15 protein-coding genes are annotated in these 21,121 nt (G+C 63.0%); 4 read left to right on the top strand and 11 right to left on the bottom strand.

What is annotated here, in order from left to right:
- The first annotated feature begins 5 nt into the window (after nucleotides 1-5).
- Together ASD01_RS08015 and rpoH are read left to right on the top strand one after the other, a co-directional pair.
- The gene (locus ASD01_RS08015; RefSeq protein ID WP_034806444.1) at nucleotides 6-1,034 is read left to right on the top strand and encodes an RluA family pseudouridine synthase; all 1,029 of its coding nucleotides are present in this window, start codon (nucleotides 6-8) and stop codon (nucleotides 1,032-1,034) included.
- Between the two features lie 210 nt (nucleotides 1,035-1,244).
- Nucleotides 1,245-2,150, top strand: coding sequence for an RNA polymerase sigma factor RpoH (rpoH, locus tag ASD01_RS08010; RefSeq protein WP_034806441.1), 906 nt, complete (start codon nucleotides 1,245-1,247; stop codon nucleotides 2,148-2,150).
- A 107-nt stretch (nucleotides 2,151-2,257) separates the two neighbouring features.
- On the opposite strand, the gene ASD01_RS08005 is transcribed toward rpoH, so the two are convergent.
- On the bottom strand, nucleotides 2,258-4,609 hold the full coding sequence (locus tag ASD01_RS08005; RefSeq protein WP_060643812.1) for a hypothetical protein: 2,352 nt from the start codon (nucleotides 4,607-4,609) through the stop codon (nucleotides 2,258-2,260).
- Between the two features lie 63 nt (nucleotides 4,610-4,672).
- Nucleotides 4,673-5,971 carry an adenylosuccinate synthase gene (locus tag ASD01_RS08000; protein ID WP_034806437.1) on the bottom strand — a complete coding sequence of 433 codons (1,299 nt, stop codon included), beginning with the start codon at nucleotides 5,969-5,971 and terminating at the stop codon, nucleotides 4,673-4,675.
- A 204-nt stretch (nucleotides 5,972-6,175) separates the two neighbouring features.
- Here ASD01_RS08000 and ASD01_RS07995 point away from each other — a divergent pair, with 204 nt between their 5' ends.
- Complete coding sequence (locus tag ASD01_RS07995) at nucleotides 6,176-7,057, top strand: DMT family transporter (RefSeq protein WP_034806435.1); 882 nt, start codon at nucleotides 6,176-6,178, stop codon at nucleotides 7,055-7,057.
- A gap of 125 nt (nucleotides 7,058-7,182) precedes the next feature.
- Nucleotides 7,183-8,997, top strand: a complete 1,815-nt coding sequence (locus tag ASD01_RS07990; protein ID WP_034806432.1) for a methyl-accepting chemotaxis protein — start codon at nucleotides 7,183-7,185, stop codon at nucleotides 8,995-8,997.
- Nucleotides 8,998-9,040: 43 nt separating this feature from the next.
- Here the strand turns inward: ASD01_RS07990 and ASD01_RS07985 are convergent, their stop codons facing one another.
- From ASD01_RS07985 to ybgF, 9 genes are all read right to left on the bottom strand, one after another.
- A complete protein-coding gene (locus tag ASD01_RS07985) occupies nucleotides 9,041-9,547 on the bottom strand; it encodes a GNAT family N-acetyltransferase (protein ID WP_060518566.1) in 507 nt (168 codons plus the stop codon).
- Between the two features lie 119 nt (nucleotides 9,548-9,666).
- Nucleotides 9,667-11,262, bottom strand: a complete 1,596-nt coding sequence (serA, locus tag ASD01_RS07980) for a phosphoglycerate dehydrogenase (protein ID WP_034806426.1) — start codon at nucleotides 11,260-11,262, stop codon at nucleotides 9,667-9,669.
- A 132-nt stretch (nucleotides 11,263-11,394) separates the two neighbouring features.
- Entirely contained in the window at nucleotides 11,395-12,573 is a 1,179-nt protein-coding gene (locus ASD01_RS07975) for a phosphoserine transaminase (RefSeq protein ID WP_034806423.1), read from the bottom strand.
- Between the two features lie 252 nt (nucleotides 12,574-12,825).
- On the bottom strand, nucleotides 12,826-13,659 hold the full coding sequence (locus ASD01_RS07970; RefSeq protein WP_034806661.1) for an outer membrane protein: 834 nt from the start codon (nucleotides 13,657-13,659) through the stop codon (nucleotides 12,826-12,828).
- 188 nt (nucleotides 13,660-13,847) lie between these two features.
- Nucleotides 13,848-14,672 (bottom strand): outer membrane protein, encoded by an 825-nt coding sequence (locus tag ASD01_RS07965; RefSeq protein WP_034806269.1) that lies wholly within the window; start codon nucleotides 14,670-14,672, stop codon nucleotides 13,848-13,850.
- 380 nt (nucleotides 14,673-15,052) lie between these two features.
- Nucleotides 15,053-16,405 carry a phosphoglucosamine mutase gene (gene glmM / locus ASD01_RS07960; RefSeq protein ID WP_034806266.1) on the bottom strand — a complete coding sequence of 451 codons (1,353 nt, stop codon included), beginning with the start codon at nucleotides 16,403-16,405 and terminating at the stop codon, nucleotides 15,053-15,055.
- Between the two features lie 316 nt (nucleotides 16,406-16,721).
- A complete protein-coding gene (ftsH, locus tag ASD01_RS07955) occupies nucleotides 16,722-18,662 on the bottom strand; it encodes an ATP-dependent zinc metalloprotease FtsH (protein ID WP_034806263.1) in 1,941 nt (646 codons plus the stop codon).
- A gap of 100 nt (nucleotides 18,663-18,762) precedes the next feature.
- Nucleotides 18,763-20,028, bottom strand: a complete 1,266-nt coding sequence (gene tilS / locus ASD01_RS07950; protein WP_051659729.1) for a tRNA lysidine(34) synthetase TilS — start codon at nucleotides 20,026-20,028, stop codon at nucleotides 18,763-18,765.
- Between the two features lie 64 nt (nucleotides 20,029-20,092).
- Nucleotides 20,093-21,121, bottom strand: coding sequence for a tol-pal system protein YbgF (gene ybgF / locus ASD01_RS07945; protein WP_034806258.1), 1,029 nt, complete (start codon nucleotides 21,119-21,121; stop codon nucleotides 20,093-20,095).

The raw sequence follows: 21,121 nt of genomic DNA, 5'->3' as shown, positions 1-21,121 counted from the left end.
GCGGAATGAACGACCCCTTTAAACAAGCAACGGCCAATAGGAAAGTCCTGACGGCGGGCGAGGATGCCGCAGGGCGGCTCGATTCCTTCCTGACGGACGCACTTTCGGGTGAATTCTCCCGCAACCGCATCAAGGCCCTGATCGAACAGGGTGCGGTGTCAGTCAACGGCAAGCCGGTGAACGAACCGAAAAAGAAGGTACAACCGGGCGACGTTTTCGAGATCGACCTGCCCGAGCCGGAAGATCCCGAGCCGAAGGGCGAGAACATTCCCCTCGACGTGCTCTATGAGGACAGCGACCTGATCGTGCTGTGCAAGCCGGCCGGCCTTGTCGTGCATCCGGGCGCCGGCAACTGGACCGGCACGCTGGTCAACGCCCTGATCCACCATTGCGGCAGCAGCCTGTCGGGCATCGGCGGCGTCAAGCGCCCCGGCATCGTCCATCGCCTCGACAAGGAGACGAGCGGCGTCATGGTCGTCGCCAAGAACGATGCGGCCCATCGCCATCTCTCGGACCAGTTTGCCGACCACGGCCGCACCGGCCCGCTCGAGCGCGCCTACCGGGCGGTCGTCTGGGGGCGGCCACGGCAACTGAAGGGTACGATCGACGCGCCGCTCGGCCGCGCCGGTGACCGGACGAAGCGCGCGGTCAAGCGCGAGGACAGCGACGACGCCCGCGAGGCGATTACCCATTACGAGGTGGTCGAGCGCTATCTCGAAAAGCCCGACGGCACCTCGCTCGCCTCGACCATCGAATGCCACCTGGAAACGGGCCGGACCCACCAGATCCGCGTGCACATGGCTCATATCGGCCACCCGCTGATCGGCGACCCCGAATACGGCGCCGCCTTCAGAACCAAGGCGAACCTTCTGCCGGAGGCCGCCAAGACCGTCGTCAACCAGTTTCACCGCCAGGCGCTGCATGCCTTCATGCTGCAGTTCGAACACCCCTCGACCGGCGAGACCATGCATTTCGAAGCACCGATGCCGGCCGACATGGCAGCGCTGATCGACGCGCTGCGCAGCGGGGAGTGACCGCCCCTTGAAATCCGGCGAAAGAATTCCGATTTAAGGCGAGCCTCTATTCGTGACATTTCCGTCGCTCCGGCGTCACATGCTTGTGAACCGGACTCCTTGAATCATGCTTTCGCCGTACTTATTTTCTACGTTCGTGGGGTCTTGACGAAGACCCACATGCCCGGCTTGCCGACCGGAGGCCGGAGACTAAAAAGGGGGGTGCTTCATATGGCCCGAAACAATTTGCCGTCCATTGCCGCTGGAGAAGGCGGCCTCAATCGTTACCTCGACGAAATTCGCAAGTTCCCGATGCTGGAGCCGCAGGAAGAGTACATGCTCGCCAAGCGGTACCAGGAACATGACGACCGCAAAGCGGCCCACAAGCTCGTCACCAGCCACCTTCGCCTCGTCGCCAAGATCGCAATGGGTTATCGCGGCTACGGCCTGCCGATCGGCGAAGTCGTGTCGGAGGGCAACGTCGGCCTGATGCAGGCCGTGAAGAAGTTCGAACCCGATCGCGGCTTCCGTCTCGCCACCTACGCAATGTGGTGGATCAAGGCGGCGATCCAGGAGTACATCCTGCGCTCGTGGTCGCTGGTCAAGATGGGCACGACCGCCAACCAGAAGCGGCTGTTCTTCAACCTGCGCCGCCTCAAGGGCAAGATCCAGGCACTCGATGAGGGTGACCTGAAGCCGGAGCAGGTCAAGGAAATCGCCACCACGCTCAAGGTGAGCGAGGACGAAGTCGTGTCGATGAACCGCCGCCTGTCCGGCGACGCCTCGCTCAATGCGCCGATCAAGGCGAGCGAAGGCGATTCCGGCCAATGGCAGGACTGGCTCGTCGACGATCACGACAACCAGGAAGAAATCCTGATCGAGCAGGACGAGCTCGAAAGCCGCAGGGCGCTGCTAGCGAACGCGATGAAGGTGCTCAACGACCGTGAGCGTCGCATCTTCGAAGCACGCCGTCTGACCGAAGATCCGCTGACACTTGAGGATCTTTCGGCCGAGTTCGACATCAGCCGCGAGCGCGTCCGACAGATCGAGGTTCGCGCCTTCGAAAAGGTTCAGGATGCCGTGCGCAAGGCAGCGCTGGAGCGCGCCAATTCCCTGCGCGTCGTCGAAGGCGCCTGAGGCGACTGCAGCACTCAACAAAGGTTCTGCTTCAAGAGCGCGAAAACCAACAAAAAACCCGGCGGTTGCTTCCGCCGGGTTTTCTGTATCTACCGCTCTTATCGAGCTTACTGGCTGTTGCTTTCGGCAGCCGTTCCCGTCGTCGACCAGGCGCGCATCGCCTGGTTGAAGGCATCCGTACCGCTCTGCCCCTTTTCAAGCGTCAGCAGCGCGCGGCGGCCGTTGCGATAGGTGAGCGGAATATCGATCCAGCTGCGGCTACGCAGCAGTTCGGTGTTGTTGCCGATGGCGTCCGTCGCATCGTTCAGCGCGATCATGTGGAAATCGTCGGTGATCTTGGCCGGAACCGCGATCAAGGCGTCTCCCCGGTCCTGCTCGGTCCGCTTCATCGATACGCGCTGTACGCTGTCGATAGCGCCGCCTTCGAAGTTCGACGGCAGCGAGAACACGAATTCGATGACGTGACTTGCCGGCAGCGACGGATCCGCATTCCGCTTGATCGTCATCAGCGCGGTGAGGCCACGGTCGGGAACGGTGATCTGGGCCTGGATTGCCGGTTCGGGCTTGGCGTCGCCGCCAGGCGACTCCTCCTTCACCGTCCATGCCACGGTTCCCGGAACGGCCGTGGGCGAAGACTGGCCAAGACGCTCCTCGTAGAGGAACATCTTCTCGCCGGTCGCAAGCGCGACTTCAGGCTGGTTCGGCTGGCCCGCCGGCTGGCCTGTCGCAGGCGCTCCGGCCTGGCCGGCCGTGCCGCCCTGCCCGGCGGCCGCTTCGACAGGCTTGCCTGCCTCCGTCTGCGGCGCCACGGACTTGCCTTCCTGCGCCGCGCTCTCGCCGGTTGGGTTGGCCGGGCCGTCGTCGGTCTCCGATCCGTCCGCCATCAGGCGCTGCGTGAACTTGGTCGAGCTGTTGTCCGGAGCGACGGTATCGTCGTGCGCAGCCGGTTCCTGCGTGGCGGTTTCGCCAGCGGGCTGCGGCGGCGTGCTTTGTTCTGCCGGCGCTCCGCCGATGTTTGACACCACCGAGGTTATCGACGCCACCATGCCGGAGATCCAGGCATTGCCGGCCTCGCGGTTCTGCCAGTAGGCAAACCCGCCGCCGCCAAGCGCCAGCAGGGCGACGCCCGCAATCGCGAGACGCTTAATGCTGAAGCGCGACGGCTTCGGCGTGGCCCGGTAAGATGTCGGCCTCGGCGCCACCGGGCTTGCTTCGCCAGCCCGTTCCGGCTCGCGTGCTGCGGCCGCAGCTCCGGCTCCCGCCGCAGCAGTATTGGCCGCGTCCTCGAAACCGAGCAGGTCGTCGATATGATCCCAGGCGGTACCAGCGCGTTCCTGCTGGTTCTGTGCCGCCGGTGCGGCAGTAGCCTGAACTGGCTTTTCGACCGGCCATGACCAGTCGCTGATCTCCGGTTCGGAAGTCTTCTCGGCCCGCCGCTCTTCGATCGCCGCGAAGGGGTCATTGTCGTCGAACGACCAGCCGCGCACCGGGTCCGCCTTGGGCGTCGCCTCAGGCGCATGTTGGTCCGGCTCGGTAACCGGGTGCATCCCCAGGAGCTCGGGCGCGTTATCCGGTTCGTGGGCCTCGGCGGCACGCTCGTCGCTGAAGTGTTCGGCAACCGGGGCGACGGTCGAAGTCGGACCAACGGTCTCCCACTCGGGCAGGTCCCACTCCGAGAGTGCAGGCTTCTGCTCGGCGCTTGCCGCCGGCGCTTCCTCCCAGGCCGGCTCATGCGCGGCATGGTGCTGCGCCTCGACCGACGGGGAAGGCTCCGATGTGTCCTGCGTTTCTGCCACCGGCTCCGAATACTCGGGCACTTCGTAGGCTGGCGCGTCTTCGTGCGGCAGAGCCACGACGGGATTTTCGTCCAGCGGCGCCGCAACGGCTTCGGCAGGCTCAACGACCGGTTCGTATTCTACCGGCTCGACCGGACTTTCCTCGGCCAGTTCAGCATGAGGCTCGACGACATGCGTCGGTTCCTCATAAGCCTCGACATGGTGGTAGGGCTCGGCGGCGCTTTCCGGTTCCGCGGCCGGCTGTTCGACCTGTTCGGCAACGGCCACCGGTTCGCTTTCGGCAACCGGCGCAGACTGAGCTTCCGGTTCCGGTTCCGGTTCCGGTTCCGGTTCCGGTTCCGGTTCCGGTTCCGGTTCCGGTTCCGGAACGGGCTCGTCTACTGCAGCGTCCGAGGCAACCGGTTCGACGGTCTCCGCCTCGGCTACCTCCGGCTCGTCGAGCGCCGGCAGGGCCTCGGCATGTTCGCTGTCGACCTCGGCGATCGCATTTTCGAGCTTCGCCAGCTGGCGATTGATCATGTCGTCCGACGGACGCGGGTTCATGTTTTCGAGTTGGCGGCGCACGGCCGCGCGCGCCTTCTCGTATACCCTGTCCCGCATTTCAGGTGTGTTTTCCGACAGGCCGTCAACGGTCCTGCGAATAACTGCAACAAAGTCCGCCATTAGTACTTTCTCATACGCCCAGGTATGTCTTTGCGATCACGACGCAATGTCAGTTCGCCGACACTAGTCCTCAAAGGGGTCCGTCACAAGTATTGTGTCGTCCCGCTCCGGGCTGGTCGAAAGAAGAGCAACCGGTGCACCGATCAGTTCTTCCACCTGGCGGACATACTTGATCGCTTGCGCCGGAAGATCTGCCCAGCTGCGCGCGCCAACCGTCGATTCTTTCCATCCTTCAAGCGTAACATACACTGGCTTTGCCGAAGCTTGCTGCGCCTGGCTTGCCGGCAGATGGTCGATCTGCTGCCCATCCAGAGTATAGCCGATGCAGATCTTCAGTTCGTCGAGACCATCGAGAACGTCGAGCTTGGTAAGCGCGATGCCGGTGATGCCGTTGGCGGCGACCGACTGGCGCACCAGAGCCGCATCGAACCAGCCGCAGCGACGCTTGCGACCCGTGACCGTGCCGAATTCATGGCCCTTTTCACCGAGGAACTGGCCGATTTCATCGGTAAGCTCAGTCGGGAACGGACCTTCGCCGACACGCGTCGTATAGGCCTTGGTGATGCCGAGGATATAGCCGAGCGAACCCGGACCCATGCCCGAGCCGGCGGCAGCCTGGCCGGCGACCGTGTTCGACGAGGTGACGAACGGATAGGTGCCGTGGTCGATGTCGAGCAGCGTGCCCTGCGCGCCTTCGAACAGGATGCGGGCGCCCTTGCGGCGAGCCTTGTCGAGCAGCACCCAGACGGTGTCCATGAACGGCAGCACCTTGGCGGCGACCGACGAAAGCTCCTGCATGATCGCGTCATGGCTGATCTCGGCTTCGCCGAGGCCGCGGCGCAGCGCGTTGTGGTGCGTCAGCAGGCGATCGACCTTGGCCGGCAGCGTGTCGAGGTCGGCAAGATCCATGACGCGGATGGCGCGACGGCCGACCTTGTCTTCGTAAGCCGGACCGATGCCGCGGCGCGTGGTGCCGATCTTCGTACCGCTGTTGGAGGCGGCGTCCTCGCGGATGCCGTCGAGCTCGCGGTGCAGCGACAGGATCAGGGTGGCATTGTCGGCGATGCGCAGATTGTCCGGCGTGATCGCAATGCCCTGCTTGCCGAGCTTGTCGATTTCGGCGATCAGCGCGTGCGGATCGATCACGACGCCGTTGCCGATGACGGCAAGCTTGCCGGGACGCACGACGCCGGAGGGCAGGAGCGACAGCTTGTAGCTGACGCCGTCGATCACCAGGGTATGGCCGGCATTGTGACCGCCCTGAAAGCGCACGACGATATCCGCGCGCTCGGAGAGCCAATCCACAATCTTGCCTTTGCCTTCGTCACCCCATTGGGAGCCGACCACTACGACATTCGTCATAATTCTCTTCCTGTTCAGGCGCGCAACCGAGGCTGCGCTGTTCTCAAACCCGCGCATCTATACTGTGTTGTCATCTGGAAAGCGACCCCGTTATGTCGGGCGTTCCGCCCTTTTTGCATGACAAGGCCGGGATTTAGAGCCTATATCTTGCGCTCTCCCGCCATCGCGACAGCCGGTCGCCATCCCCATGCAGGTCTGAGCATCGTGAATTCCAGGGCCTACTTCTATCTGTGCATCACCGCTCTCTTCTGGGGCGGCAACTCCGTCGCCGGAAAGATGGCCGTTGGCCATGTGAGCCCAATGATGCTGACGACCCTGCGCTGGGTCTTCGCGCTCATCGTCATCCTGGTGCTGATGACGCCGCAGATCCGCCGCGACTGGGACAAGATCCGCAAGCACTGGCTGCAACTTCTTGCCTATGGCGCGATCGGCTTCACCACCTTCAATGCCCTGCTCTACTCGGCGCTCAAATATACGAGCGCCATCAATGCCGTCATTCTGCAGGCCGGCATCCCGATGCTGATCTTTCTCTTCAACTTCGTGCTCTTCCGCACCAAGGCGTCGATCGCCCAAGTGATCGGCTTTACCGTCACCCTCGTCGGCGTGCTGGTGACGGCGGCCCATGGCGACGTCACCAGCCTGCTGTCGCTCGAATTCAACTTCGGCGATGCGCTGATGATCGCGGCCTGCATCGTTTATGCCGGCTACACCGTGGCGCTGCGCTACAAGCCGACCATGCACTGGCAGAGCTTCATCGCCGCCCCCGCCTTCGGCGCGCTGTTGAGCGCCATCCCGCTGTTGTTCTGGGAGATCGGCACAGGCACGGCGATAGTCCCAGATACCACGGGCTGGGTCATCGTTCTCTATGCCGCGATCTTCCCGTCGCTGATGTCGCAGGTGCTTTATGTGCGCGGTGTCGAGATGATCGGCGCCAACCGCGCCGGCCTGTTCATCAACGCCATTCCCGTTTTCGGCACGCTGCTGTCGGTGATGCTGATCGGCGAGACCTTCCACCTCTTCCACCTCGTCGCCCTGCTCTTGGTGCTCGGCGGGATCGCGATCGCCGAAAAAGGTCGCCCGCGCTAGAGAAGTCTCGCGCCTGCCGGGCAAGTTTCGGGCGATGCAATCGCTAGAACTCGGGAGGCGACTTAAGGCTTGATTAGCAGATGGGTGTTTCTGTCGCCGCCAGGATTTTCCTTGGGGCTAAGGCAGTGAAAAATATTAGAATTTCGACACGTATCTACTTATTGACGGCGATGGCGCTGGTCTTCATGGCAGCCGCCATGGCCTACAAGACTCAAGTCGCCAACTCGGAAGTCAGCGACGAGCGCCGGCAGATGCTGCGCAACGTCACCGAAGCGGCGATCTCGACGATCGCAAGCTTCGAGGAGCAGGAGCGCAATGGCACGCTCTCGCATGAGGAAGCCCAGAGCCGCGCTATTTCCGCCGTTATGGCCATGCGCTTCGGCCAGGACGGCTACTTCTTCATCAACGGCTTCGACGGCATGATGATCGCCCACCCGCTCGCCAAGAAGCTCGTCGGCACCGACGTGCGCGGCCTCAAGGATACCAACGGCAAAGCCTTTAACGTCGAGCTCATCGCGTTGGCGCAGAACCCCGGCAGCGGCATCGTCAACTACTATTGGGACAAGCCCGGCCACGAGGAGCCGGTCGAGAAGTACTCCTACATTCAGGGCTTCAAACCCTGGGGTTGGGGCGTCGGCACCGGTGTCTATGCCGACGATCTCGCCGCCAAGTACAATGCGTCTCTGCTGATGACGATCATCACCACGGCGATCGCCGCGATCGCGACGCTTGCTGCCGCCATGGCGATCGGCCGCTCGATCAGCCGGCCGATCAACCGGCTGAAAGACGTGATGCTCGAAGTATCGAACAACGACACCCGTTCGGAAGTTCCGGATACCGACCGCCGCGACGAGATCGGCCACATGGCCGATGCCCTCGTCGTGCTGCGCGCCTCGGTGATCGAGCGCAACGCGCTCGAAGTTCGCCAGCGCGAACAGCAGGTGGCGCTCGACGGCGAGCGCAGCGCCAACGAGGAAATGCAGCAGGCGACCGCCCGCGTGCAAGCCCATGTCGTCAGCACGATCGGCGGTGCGCTCGAGCGGCTCGCGAGCGGCGACCTGACGACCCATGTCCCCGATCTCGGCGCCGACTACGAAAAGCTGCGCCAGGACTTCAACACCGCCGTCGCCGCACTTCGCTCGACGGTGAGCGCGATCGCCGATTCCACCTCAGTTGTCACCGGCAATGCCAATGAGATCAGCAGGGCAGCCAACGACCTGTCGCAGCGCACCGAGCAGCAGGCAGCGTCGCTCGAAGAAACCGCAGCCGCCCTCGACGAGATCACCTCAGCAGTTCAGAACTCCACCAACCGCGCCGAGGAGGCGACCCGCATGGTCGCGGAGGCCCGCAAGGGTGCGGCCACCTCGAGCGAGGTCGTTCGCGACGCAATCACCGCCATGGGCCGCATCGAAAACTCGTCTTCGAAGATCGGCGAGATCATCGGCGTCATCGACGACATCGCCTTCCAGACGAACCTCCTGGCGCTGAACGCCGGCGTCGAGGCGGCACGCGCCGGTGATGCCGGCAAGGGCTTTGCCGTTGTCGCGCAGGAGGTGCGGGAACTGGCGCAGCGTTCGGCAACGGCGGCCAAGGAGATCAAGGGGCTCATTACCGCGTCGGGTGTCGAGGTTTCGGCCGGCGTGCGTCTGGTCGAGGCGACCGGCTCGGCGCTCGGCGACATCGAGCGGCGGGTCAACGAGATCAACGACCGCATCGTCGCCATTGCGACGGCCGCCCGCGAACAGTCGGTCGGGCTGCGGGAGATCAACACCGCCGTCAACCAGATGGACCAGATGACCCAGCAAAACGCCGCCATGGTCGAGCAGACCTCGGCCGCAAGCCAGGCGCTCGCCGGCGAAAGCAACGTGCTATCCGGTCGGCTCGCCCAGTTTACCGTCGAGGAGAAGGTATGGCGGTCCGCTGCGCAGCGCGCAGCTTGATCCATCCCGAGACGAAAATGGCGCCAATCGGCGCCATTTTCGTTCAGACGAGATGCCGCTCCATATAGAGCGCATCATCGCCATAACTTGAAAGCTTCTGCACCAGCCGTTCGTCCATGCGAACCTCGAAGCCCTGTCGCTCCCAGAAGCGGCGGGATCCGTTGACGGAAACGAGCGACATCGACCGGAACCCTTCCGTCCGTGCAACATCGGCAAGCATCGGCAACACGCCGCCCCCTGCCCCGGAGCCACGCATTTCGGGCAGAAGGGCGAGGTCATGGATGTACCAGGTATCGGCAGCCTCAGGGATTTCGCCAAGCATGCTGTTCAGCGACGGCGGCGCACCGCGAAGCCAGGGGTGGCTCAACACATAGCCGCGCGACAGGCCCTTTGAGTCCAGCATGAAACAACCGGCAGGGCTGAGCGCGATGCGGTCGGCGAGCACGGCGTCATCCTCGGGAAAGGCCTGGTGAACCACGAGCTGGATCTCCGATACGGATGCGAGGTCGGGCAGGCTTGCCTCACGCCAGCGGAATGTCATTTCGGTCATATCTCGTCACATGCGTTCGAAACAGGAAAACGCACCGGCGGTCGGCCGGTGCGTCCTCGATATGTCCCGCGAGTGGGTCGGCAAAGTGGCAGACCGTGCTGCCACTTGCTGGGCTGGTATCAATCGATGTTGAAGACCAGCGGCTTTGCCTGGCGAATTGCCGGATTGGCACGCAGCTTGTCAAGCACGGCCTCGGAAACAGCGCCATCGACGTAGAGCAGCGCGATCGCGTCACCGGCTTCCTTCTCGCGGCCGAGCTGGAAGTTCGCGATGTTGACGCCCGCATCGCCGAGCGTCATGCCGATGAAGCCGATCATGCCGGGAACGTCGGTGTTGGTGATGTAGACCATGTGGTTGCCGACATCCGCATCGAGGTTGATGCCCTTGATCTGGATGAAACGCGGCTTGCCGTCCGAGAACACCGTGCCGGCGACCGACCGCGTCTGGTTCGCCGTCTTCACCGTCAGCTTGATGTAGCCGTCGAAGACGCCGGTCTTGTCGCGCTTGACCTCGGACAGGATGATGCCCTTTTCCTTGATCATGACCGGCGCCGAAACCATGTTGACGTCGGCGACCTGCGGCCGGATCAGACCGGCAAGCACAGCACTCGTCAGCGCCTTGGTGTTCATGCCGGCGGTCGAGCCGTCATAGAGGATCTCGATTTCCTTGATCGCGCTTTCGGTCACCTGACCGACGAAGGCGCCGAGAACATCGGCAAGCCGGATGAACGGCTTGAGGATCGGCGCTTCCTCAGCGGTGATCGACGGCATGTTGATGGCGTTGGAGACCGCACCCTTGACCAGGTAGTCCGACATCTGTTCGGCCACCTGCAGCGCGACGTTCTCCTGGGCTTCCGTGGTCGAAGCGCCGAGATGCGGCGTGCAGACGACGTTCGGCAGGCCGAAGAGCGGGCTTTCGGTTGCGGGTTCGACCTCGAAAACGTCGAAACCGGCGCCGGCGACATGGCCCGACTTGATCGCTTCTGCAAGCGCCTTCTCGTCGACGAGACCACCGCGGGCGCAGTTGACGATGCGCACGCCGGGCTTGGCCTTGGCAAGCGCTTCGGCGCTCAGGATGTTGCGGGTCTTGTCGGTCAGCGGCACGTGCAGGGTGATGAAGTCAGCCTGGGCGAGCAGTTCGTCGAGTTCGACCTTGGTGACGCCCATTTCCTCGGCGCGCTCCTTGGAGAGGAACGGGTCGTAGGCAAGCACATGCATCTTCAGGCCAATGGCGCGCGAGCAGACGATCGAGCCGATGTTGCCGGCGCCGATGACGCCGAGCGTCTTGCCGGTGATTTCGACACCCATGAAGCGGGACTTCTCCCACTTGCCTGCCTGCGTCGAGGTGTCGGCAGCCGGAAGCTGGCGGGCAACGGCAAAGAGCAGCGCAATCGCGTGTTCGGCGGTCGTGATCGAGTTGCCGAAGGGCGTGTTCATCACGATGATACCGCGGCGCGAAGCGGCCGGGATGTCGACATTGTCGACGCCGATGCCGGCGCGGCCGATGACCTTGAGGTTGGTCGCAGCGGCGATCAGCTTTTCCGTCGCCTTGGTGGCGGAACGGATGGCAAGACCGTCATAGTTACCGATGATTTCGGCGAGCTTGTCCTTGTCCTTGCCGAGCTTCGGCTGGAAATCGACTTCGACGCCGCGGTCGCGGAAGATCTGGACGGCGGTTTCCGACAGTTCGTCGGATACGAGAACACGAGGTGCCATGGGAGGCCTCCTTAAAGATCAGGTCTGAATGGGAATGCGGGTAGCCAGGCCTCGCTCCCATGGGGAGCGAAGCGGATCACTCAAATCAGTGTGAGATGCGGGCGAAGTTCATTGTCCTCACCCTTTGTCCGATCAGGCCGCGGCCTGTGCCAGCGTTGCCTTCTGGCTCTCGAAAGCCCAGGTTAGCCATGGCATCAGCGCCGTCATGTCGGCGGCCTCGATCGTGGCGCCGGCCCAGATGCGAAGACCGGACGGGGCATCGCGGTAATGGCCGATGTCGAAGGCGACGCCTTCCTTTTCGAGGAGCGCAACCACGCCCTTGGCAAAGGCCGCCTGTCCGTCGGCGTCGAGCGCGAGCACGTCCTTGTCGACGATCTTCAAGCAGACCGAGGTGTTGGAGCGGGTCTCGTCCTTGACCGCCAGGTTTGCGATCCAATCGTTGGCGGCGACGAAATCGAAGATTGCCTGCGCATTGGCATCAGCCCGGGCCATCAGGCCCTTGAGCCCGCCGACCTGCTGCGCCCAAAGCAGCGCATCGATGTAATCTTCGACGCAAAGCATCGACGGCGTGTTGATGGTTTCGCCGGTAAAGATGCCTTCAATCAGCTTTCCGCCCGAGGTCATGCGGAAGATCTTCGGCAGCGGCCAGGCCGGCACGTAGGTCAGCAGCCGTTCGACGGCGCGCGGCGACAGGATTATGACGCCATGGGCGCCCTCTCCGCCAAGAACCTTCTGCCAGGAGAAAGTGACGACGTCGAGCTTGGCGAAATCGAGGTTCTGCGCAAACGCGGCAGAGGTCGCATCGCAGATCGTCAGGCCCTTGCGGTCAGCCGGGATGAAGTCGCCGTTGGGCACACGCACGCCCGAGGTCGTGCCGTTCCAGGTGAAGACCACGTCGCGGTCGAAATCGACCTTCGAAAGGTCGGGAAGTTCGCCGTAACCGGCTTCGAACTTGCGTACGTCGGCGAGCTTCAGCTGCTTGACCACGTCGGTCACCCAGCCGGCGCCAAAGCTTTCCCAGGCGACCATGTCGACGCCGCGCGGACCGAGCAGCGACCAGAGCGCCATTTCGACGGCGCCGGTGTCGGAAGCGGGCACGATACCGATACGGTAGTCGGCCGGCACTTCAAGAATGTCACGGGTAAGATCGATGGCCTGCTTCAGCTTCGTCTTGCCGATCTTGGCGCGGTGCGAACGACCGAGCGGAGCATCGGAGAGAGCGTCGAGCGTCCAACCGGGGCGCTTCGAGCAAGGGCCAGAAGAGAAATGGGTATTGTTCGGACGGAGGTCCGGCTGTGCAGGCTTTGCCATGTGCTATCCTTCCAGATAGATAGCCCTTCGTTGGGGAAGGGTGTCCCGCCGTCGTCGATATTGGCGGCGGGATCGGAAGTCAAGCGCTTTGTCGCAATCGACAAAATTAATGGCGTCGCGGGCAACATATGAAAATACAGACAGCCACCGCCGAACGATTATTGCCAGGCAACGCCTTCATGTGGGCAACAGGTTGAATCACTTAGGGAAAGAACGCAGCGAACCTGCTCGACTTTCCCGCGGCCGATGGCGCTAGAACGAGAAGCGCAGGCCCGCTCGGATTTCGTGACGGGAAAGACCGTCGTCAAAGCCCTTGTCGCCACGTGCGCCCGCAAGCGCCTCAGTGCCGAAGCCGAACATCTCGCCGTCGGCGATATGGGAGTAGCGGTAGCCGACATCGAGCTTCAGCTGATCGCTGAGGTCGTAGGAAACGCCGGCCATCAGCGCATAGGTGAACCGCCAGCTGTCGCGCCCCTCGTAAGAGGTGGAGCCGGCCGCTCCGGCGCAGGCGCCGCCACCGGCAACGCAGGTGGCCCGTTCGACCGCCGTATCCCAATTGAGACGCGTCACGCCGAGACCGGCGCCAACGTAGGGGGTAAAGCCGGCGAGCGTGCCGAAGTCGACATAGGCGTTCGCCATCAGGCCGAGAGCGGAATAGTCGGCCCCGGTCGAAAACGCGCAGGATGTTCCCGCCCCTTGCCCCGCGCACGGGCTTGCCGATGAGGATGAACCGTTGAACCGGCCCTCGAAATACTCCGCCGTCAGGTCAGCGCGGAACGTGTCGGTAAACTGGTAGCCGACGCCAAGCGACCCGGAAAACGGCTTGTCGAAACGGGCGTTGTCGAAGGTGGTGCTGTCGTAGGTCGACGTGCCCGCATCGAAGGTCCGGTAATAGGGATCGCCTTCGCTACGCCAAGGCGCATAGCCGATATCGCCGCGCAGATAGATCGCACTCGCGCCAGCCGATTCTTTTTCGATGGTGATCTCCGGCGCATTCAGGAGATCCTCATCGGCAGCGAATGCCGCGCCGGAAAGGAGCAGGCCGGCACCAAAAGCGGCCCCGCAGAACCCGTTTCGCCAATCCATGCCCATGCCCTTTCACCACTGCTATCGGTGCGGGATGGCGCACTGCCGTCACCGCTTCGTTCAGCGTTAACTATTGGCAGCGACTGGTTAACCCCCGGTTAACCATGCCTGTTAGGAAACAAGCAAAGAATGGCGGCAACGAAAAAGGCCACCCGAAGGTGGCCTTTCGTATCATCTGGTCTGGCCGATCACTTGTAGACGATCGGCTCCGGCTCGTAGGGCACTTCGCAGACACTGCCGAACGAGTAGCGCAGACCAGCGCGCGCCTCGTGGATGTAGAAGCCTTCGTCGGAGCCCGGACCGCCACCGTTGGCGTAGCCGAACATGTCGCCATCGTCGACCTGGCGGAAGCGGTAGCCGACGTCGGCCTTGAGATTGCAGGTGAGGTCGATGGCAGTACCGGCCATCAGCGCATAGGTGAAGCGCCACTTGCTCTCGCCGTCATGACCGGTCGTCGGGTCGCATTGGCTGGGATCGGCGATGCTGCAGCTGGTGTTGCGCAGCTTGTCCCACTTGACGTGGGTGGCACCGATACCGGCACCGACGTAAGGCGTGAAGGCGCCGTAGGTGCCGATGTCGACATAGGCATTGGCCATCAGGCTCCAGGCGGAAACGGAGGTGACGTCACGCGACCGGCAAGGACCGACCACGCTGCCGCAGTTGCCCAAAGTCGAGCCAGTGAAGTCGGCGCCGCCCCAGTAGTCGGCCGTGATGTCGGCGCGCAGATAGTTGTTGAACTGGTAACCGACACCAACGCCGGCGACCCAGGAATCATCGATATCGGCGGTTTCGAAACTGGTGATGGAGCCGCCAGGCCCCCCTTGGTAGTAGTTCGCGCCGCGCAGATTGTTCCAGGCGTAGCCGACGTCGCCGCGTAGGTACCAGCCGCTGGTCTGGATGACCTCGACCGGCTGTTCCGGCACCGGCTCGATAGGCGGTTGATAGACATCCGCAGCAAAAGCTGCCGTGCCGCTGAGCAAGATCGCAACAACGCCACTCAAAATTCTCTTCATGGCCCACTCCAATAGATTCCGTTGCTTGGATCACCGTGAAAGCGGTGCCCAAATCCCGTTGTTGTTGTGGATAATGAGGAGCAAAGGTTAAGTTCCGATTAACTACAAACGTTTACCGCGTTTGTTAAGGAATCGGCATATTCTTGTAGTTGTCGTGCAGTTTACTGGCTGCTGCCCGAGATCACATAAGGTAGAGCTAAATAGAACGGCAGAACAACACTCTCTTTTGTCGTGATGGTTGCAGGTTCTGTTCCCCAGCGGAGTTCTAACGGGAAAATGGCCCGGACCGCGGCGACACTACCGGGCAAAAGCAACAGGCAACGGGAAAAAAGAGGCCGGCGCTTCGCACCGGCCCTGGAGGGAAGTCGATTGGTACCGGCTTAGGCGGCGTTGCGCACGCTGCCGATGACATTGACCAGTTCGTCGACGATGCGCTCGACCTGGCCGCGATCGTCGCCTTCCGCCATCACGCGGATAAGCGGCTCCGTGCCGGACGGGCGGATCAGCAGACGACCGGATTTCGCAAGCTCCGCTTCCGCATCCGCAATCGCCTGGCGCACGGTCGCGTCTTCAAGCGGCTTGCCGGCCGAAATGCGCACGTTCTTCAGCACCTGCGGCACTGGCTCGAAGCGGTGGCAGACCTCGCTCACCGCCTTGCCCTGACGCTTGATAACCGCAAGGATCTGCAAGGCCGCAACAAGACCGTCGCCGGTGGTGCCGAAATCGGAAAGCACGATATGCCCCGACTGTTCGCCGCCGACGTTCAGTCCGTCCTGGCGCATCTGCTCGACGACATAGCGGTCGCCGACCTTGGTGCGGCGCAGGTCGATGCCGCGCCCTTTAAGGTAACGCTCGAGACCGAGATTGGACATCACGGTCGCCGCAACGGCACCGCCGCGCAGCATGCCGTCCTCGGCCCAGCTGTCGGCAATGACGGCCATCAGTTGATCGCCATCGATGACGGTACCGTTCTCGTCGACGATCAGCACGCGGTCGGCGTCGCCGTCGAGCGCGATGCCGATATCGGCGCGCACTTCATGGACCTTCTTGGAAAGAGCAGCCGGATGCGTCGAGCCGCAGTCGAGATTGATGTTGAGGCCGTTCGGCTCCGTACCGATGGTAACGACTTCGGCACCCAGTTCCCAAAGGGCGGTCGGCGCCACCTTGTAGGCCGCGCCATTGGCGCAATCGACGGCGATCCTCAGGCCCTGCAGCGTGACATCGCGCGGCAGCGTGCGCTTGGCATGTTCGAGATAGCGATAGATGTCGCCATCGACGCGCTTCGCGCGGCCGATGTCTTCCGACTTCGCCAGCTGGCCCGAGAGATCCTGGTCGAGCAACGCCTCGATCTTCTGTTCGATGTCGTCGGAGAGCTTGTAGCCATCGGGGCCGAACAGCTTGATACCGTTGTCCTGGAAGGGATTGTGGGACGCCGAAATCATCACGCCGATATCGGCGCGCAGCGAGCGGGTGAGCATGGCCACACCCGGCGTCGGGATCGGCCCGAGCAGGAAGACGTCGAGACCGGCCGCGGTGAAGCCCGCCACCATCGCGTTTTCGAGCATGTAGCCGGAAAGACGCGTGTCCTTGCCGATCACCACCCGGTGGCGATGGGCGCCATTGCGAAAGATCGTACCGACGGCGATGCCGACCCGCATCGCCAGATCCGGTGTCATCGGAAACATATTGGACTGGCCGCGAATACCGTCGGTGCCGAAATACTTGCGCTTCATAAGAGCTCCATCGTTCTGCCGGGTCAGCGCTGGCTTTGCCAGTTTCGCCTGTCTGCGGGGTGCGCGACTGGGTTTCATTGACCGGACCTCATTTCATATCGGCGGTTGCCGTACGCCTCCGATCGTCGTGCCCACCAATGGCCATGCGATCGCGACACATGAGTCTTCTTTGACACAAAAGTGCAGCAAACGGCAGCGAGCCTAGCATCAGAAATCATTACATCCCGTTACCAAATGCCAGGTGCAAAATCGCCAACGAAAAACCGCCGCTCCACTCAAGGAACGGCGGCTTCAATACATGGCCGACAGGTGTCGGTTATTGCGGCTGCGGCTCGAACCCGCCTTCGGACTCTTCGCCCTTGCCCGCCGAGCCTTCCTTCTTGGCACCGGCCGAGGGAACGGCCGAGCCACGATGCGGCGGCGTGTCGTCGCCGAGATCACGTGCCGGCTTCTCCCCGCGGATCAGCGCCTTGATTTCTTCGCCAGTCAGCGTTTCGTATTCGAGCAACCCTTCGGCAAGCGCCACGAACTCGTGGTTCTTCTCCGTCAGGATTTTGCGGGCGGTCTCGTAGGCCTCATCGATCAGACGACGGATTTCGTTGTCGATCTTCTGGGCGGTCGCTTCCGACACGTTCTTCTGCTGAGCAACGGAGTGGCCGAGGAAGACTTCCTGCTGGTTCTCGCCATAGGAAACCTGGCCGAGCTGGTCGGAGAAGCCCCATTGCGTCACCATCGCACGGGCAAGCTTGGTGGCCTGCTCGATATCCGAGGATGCGCCCGAAGTGATGTTCTCCTTGCCGAAGGTCAGTTCTTCGGCGACGCGTCCACCCATCATGATGGCAAGACGCGAGACCATCCACTTGTAGCTCATCGAGTAGCGGTCGCCTTCCGGCAGCTGCATGACCATGCCGAGCGCGCGACCGCGCGGGATGATCGTCGCCTTGTGCAGCGGATCGGCCGAGGGAACGTTGAGCGCGAGGATCGCGTGACCGGCTTCGTGATAGGCGGTCAGCTTCTTCTCGGCCTCGGTCATCGCCGACGAACGACGCTCCGCGCCCATCATGATCTTGTCCTTGGCATCCTCGAACTCGAGCATGGTGACAAGACGCTTGTTGCGACGGGCGGCCATCAGGGCGGCCTCGTTGACGAGGTTCATGAGGTCGGCACCGGAGAAGCCGGGCGTACCACGTGCGAGCACCTTGAGGTCGACGTTCGGCGCCAGCGGCACGTTGCGCACATGAACCTTGAGGATGCGTTCGCGGCCGTTGATATCCGGGTTCGGCACGACGACCTGGCGGTCGAAGCGGCCCGGACGCAGCAGTGCCGGGTCGAGAACGTCAGGACGGTTGGTCGCCGCGATCAGGATGATGCCTTCGTTGGCTTCAAAGCCGTCCATCTCGACCAGCAACTGGTTGAGCGTCTGTTCGCGCTCGTCGTTGCCGCCGCCGAGACCGGCGCCGCGATGACGACCGACAGCGTCGATTTCGTCGATGAAGATGATGCAGGGCGCATTCTTCTTGGCCTGTTCGAACATGTCGCGCACACGGCTGGCGCCGACGCCGACGAACATTTCAACGAAGTCCGAACCGGAGATCGTGAAGAACGGCACGTTGGCTTCGCCGGCAACCGAGCGGGCCAGCAGCGTCTTACCGGTACCGGGAGGACCGACGAGCAGCACGCCGCGCGGAATGCGACCGCCGAGGCGCTGGAACTTCTGCGGGTCGCGCAGGAATTCGACGATTTCTTCCAGGTCCTGCTTGGCTTCGTCGACGCCGGCGACGTCGTCAAAGGTGACGCGGCCATGCGCTTCGGTCAGAAGCTTGGCCTTGGACTTGCCAAAACCCATCGCTCCACGCGAGCCGCCCTGCATCTGGCGCATGAAGAACAGCCAGACGCCGAGGATCAGAAGCATCGGAAGCAGGGTACCGATATAGCTGAGGAACCCGGACGAACCGTCGGTTTCCGGGCGAACCGTGACCGTCACGTCCTTGGCTTCGAGGCGCTCGGTCAGCGCCGTATCGACTGATGGCGCGTAGGTCTGGAAGGTTGCGCCGCTTTCGGAATAGCTGCCGATCACTTTCGAGCCGGTGATCACGACTTCCTTGACGCGGCTCGCATCCACGTCCTTGAGGAATTGCGAGAACGGAATCTCGCGCGAGCCGGTGCGCTCCGTCGGCTGTTGGAACATGCTGAACAGCGCGATCAGCAGAAGCGCTATGATTGCCCAAAGGGCAAGATTACGAAAATTAGGGTTCATCGAACTCCCCGGAACCTGTCACGACCCGCGCATTTCGCGAGCCGCTGTCTTGCTCCCTAACATAGGGTTCTGGTGACGTATTGCCAAGGCAAACCGCCGGCTACCGTTCCATTTCTGTCAATAGATCGTGAACCGGCGGCGGAGGATAAGGCCCTCGTCCGAACAATCCGGCGATCCGATCGGCCATGATCCGGTCGAAACCCGGCAAAAAGGTGTCGTAGAGCCCGATCCGCGGCTCGATTGTGATGGATGCGACACTTTCGCCGTTCTCAGACCGGACCCTCGGCGCCGTAAGCGATGCACGACCGGCAACGCCCGGTGGCAAGCCTGCGGCAATAAGTCTCTGCTGTTGTGGCCCGCCTCGGCCCTCTGCCGCGACGGAGATGGGCGCGCTTCCGCCATTTCGCACATGGAAGCGGCCATCCCATGTTGCGGTCTCGCCGCCTGCAAGCGTCAAAGTCGTCAGGCCCCGCGCCTCGCGATAGAGGTAAAGCCCGCTTGCGCGGCGGTCGAACACGCATCTTCCGGCCGTCATCCTACCGAGCGTTGTCTCTCGCAGAAACGCCGCCACCCGCTTCACCGTATCTGCGGCGGGGATATGCGCGCGGCCGCCGACCACGGCCACCAGCGCGAGCAGCGCCCGCTGCCAATCGACGTCGTCGCGGTGTTCGGCGAAAGCAAGCGGGATCTCCACCACCAGGCCTGCATGCACGCGCACATGGCGGGTGATTAAGGCGGCAGCCCTTGTCGACGACCGGGCCCTGGCTCCAGCATCCCATGCCCCCTCCTCCGCTCGCGGTGCATGCGCCAGTTCAGCCCGGACGCGGACCCGCTCGAAGGTCGTGTTGGCGTTGCTCGGATCATCGAACCAGGTCACGTCACGCGTCGCGAGAAAGGCGCGGATCGAGGTCCGATCAAGATTAAGGAACGGCCGCAGCACCCAGATCCGGCGGTCGTAAAGCGTGGCGCGCGCCATGCCGGAAGCGCCCGGCCCCGTCGCCCTTTGCATCCGCATCAGGATCGTTTCGCGCTGGTCGTCGCTGGTGTGGCCGGTGACGATACAGCCGGCATCAAACCGCTCGGCGGCATCCGCCAGCAGCCGATAGCGCGCCTCGCGCGCCGCCGCCTGAATACCGGTCAGCGGTTTGGGGCCATCCCAACGCTTGATGAGGTGCGGAACGCCGATGCTTGCGCAGAAGGCGGCAACGCCTTGCGCTTCCGCAGCCGATTCCGGCCGCAGGGCGTGATCGACCGTACATGCGGCCAGGGAAAATCTGTTGGGGTCGCTTGCCTCAATCGCCTCGTTCAGGGCGAGAAGCAAGCCCTTGGAATCGCTCCCGCCGGAGACGGCAACGAGGATACGCATCGGGCGAAGACAGGAGGCGAGAAATCGTTTTGCCGTTTCGACAACGGCTGTCGGCGCTGGAGCCTCAGCAGCCAAAGCGGCTCTGCTCGCTCGTCACCTTCGCCTTCACCGCAGGCGAGGCCTTGGGATAGCGCTTGTTGACCTCGCCCAGCGTCGCGCAGGCGGTTTCCTTGTTGTCGAGCGCACCGAGCGACATGCCGAGCTTCAACAGCATTTCGGGCGCCTTCGGCGATTTGCCGTGGGCCTGATGCGCGTTCAGGAAGGTCTTGGCGGCGTCGCTGTATTTGCCTTGCGAATATTGGGCTTCACCCAGCCAGAAGCTGGCATCGGCTGCCTTGTCGCCCTTCGGAAACGCGGCCAGGTAGTCGCCGAATTCCTGCTCGGCAGTGCTGTAGTCCCCCGAAAGGACATGACCGTAGGCCGACTGGTAGAGGTCGCCGGGATTGTCGAGCGATGCAGTCTGCTGGCTGCCGGGATTGCTGTTCAAGCCGCCGTCGGCCGGTGCGCCGGAATCGACGCCGGGAAGCGTGGCGTTTGCGCCCGGCCGCCCATCCGTCGTCGCTGCGACCGGATTGCCGTTCTCGTCGAACACGATCTGTCCGAGTGTCGACGGCGGGGCCGCGCCGTTGCCGCCCTGGCTTGCTCCGGGCGAAACGCCCGAAGACGCCATGTCGTTGCCGCCGGCTGCGGGCGCCATGGTCTGGCTATCCGTCACCCCCGGGGTGACGGACGCCTGATCGCTGGTTTTCGGCGTCTGCAGAGCGCCGCTCTTCTTGGGGGAGGCCTTGCCGCTTTCCAGATCCTGGAAGCGGAACTCGTTGTCCTCCTGGAACTTCCGGATCTGCTCCTGCATCTGCAAGAGCTGGAAGCTCATTTCCTCGATACGCCCGTTAAGCGAGCGGATCTGTTCTTCGAGCTGGCCAATCCGTGCGGTTTCGGCCGACTGCACCTTTACGACGGGCAGGTTCTGCGCGCCGCTGTTGGTCTCAGTCGTTCGGGCCAGCAGCCCTGAAAGAGGCATGGCGTTCGCCGTCTGGCCGAGACCCGCAAGGGTCGCAAGACCGATCAGGCCCGCCACGACAAATTTCTTCAT

Origin of the sequence: Ensifer sp. Root423, from assembly GCF_001426275.1 — a bacterium.
In the GTDB taxonomy this organism is placed as follows: domain Bacteria; phylum Pseudomonadota; class Alphaproteobacteria; order Rhizobiales; family Rhizobiaceae; genus Ensifer; species Ensifer adhaerens.
Note: the sequence above shows the minus strand (reverse complement) of the source record. Positions and strands in the feature narration are given on the sequence as shown.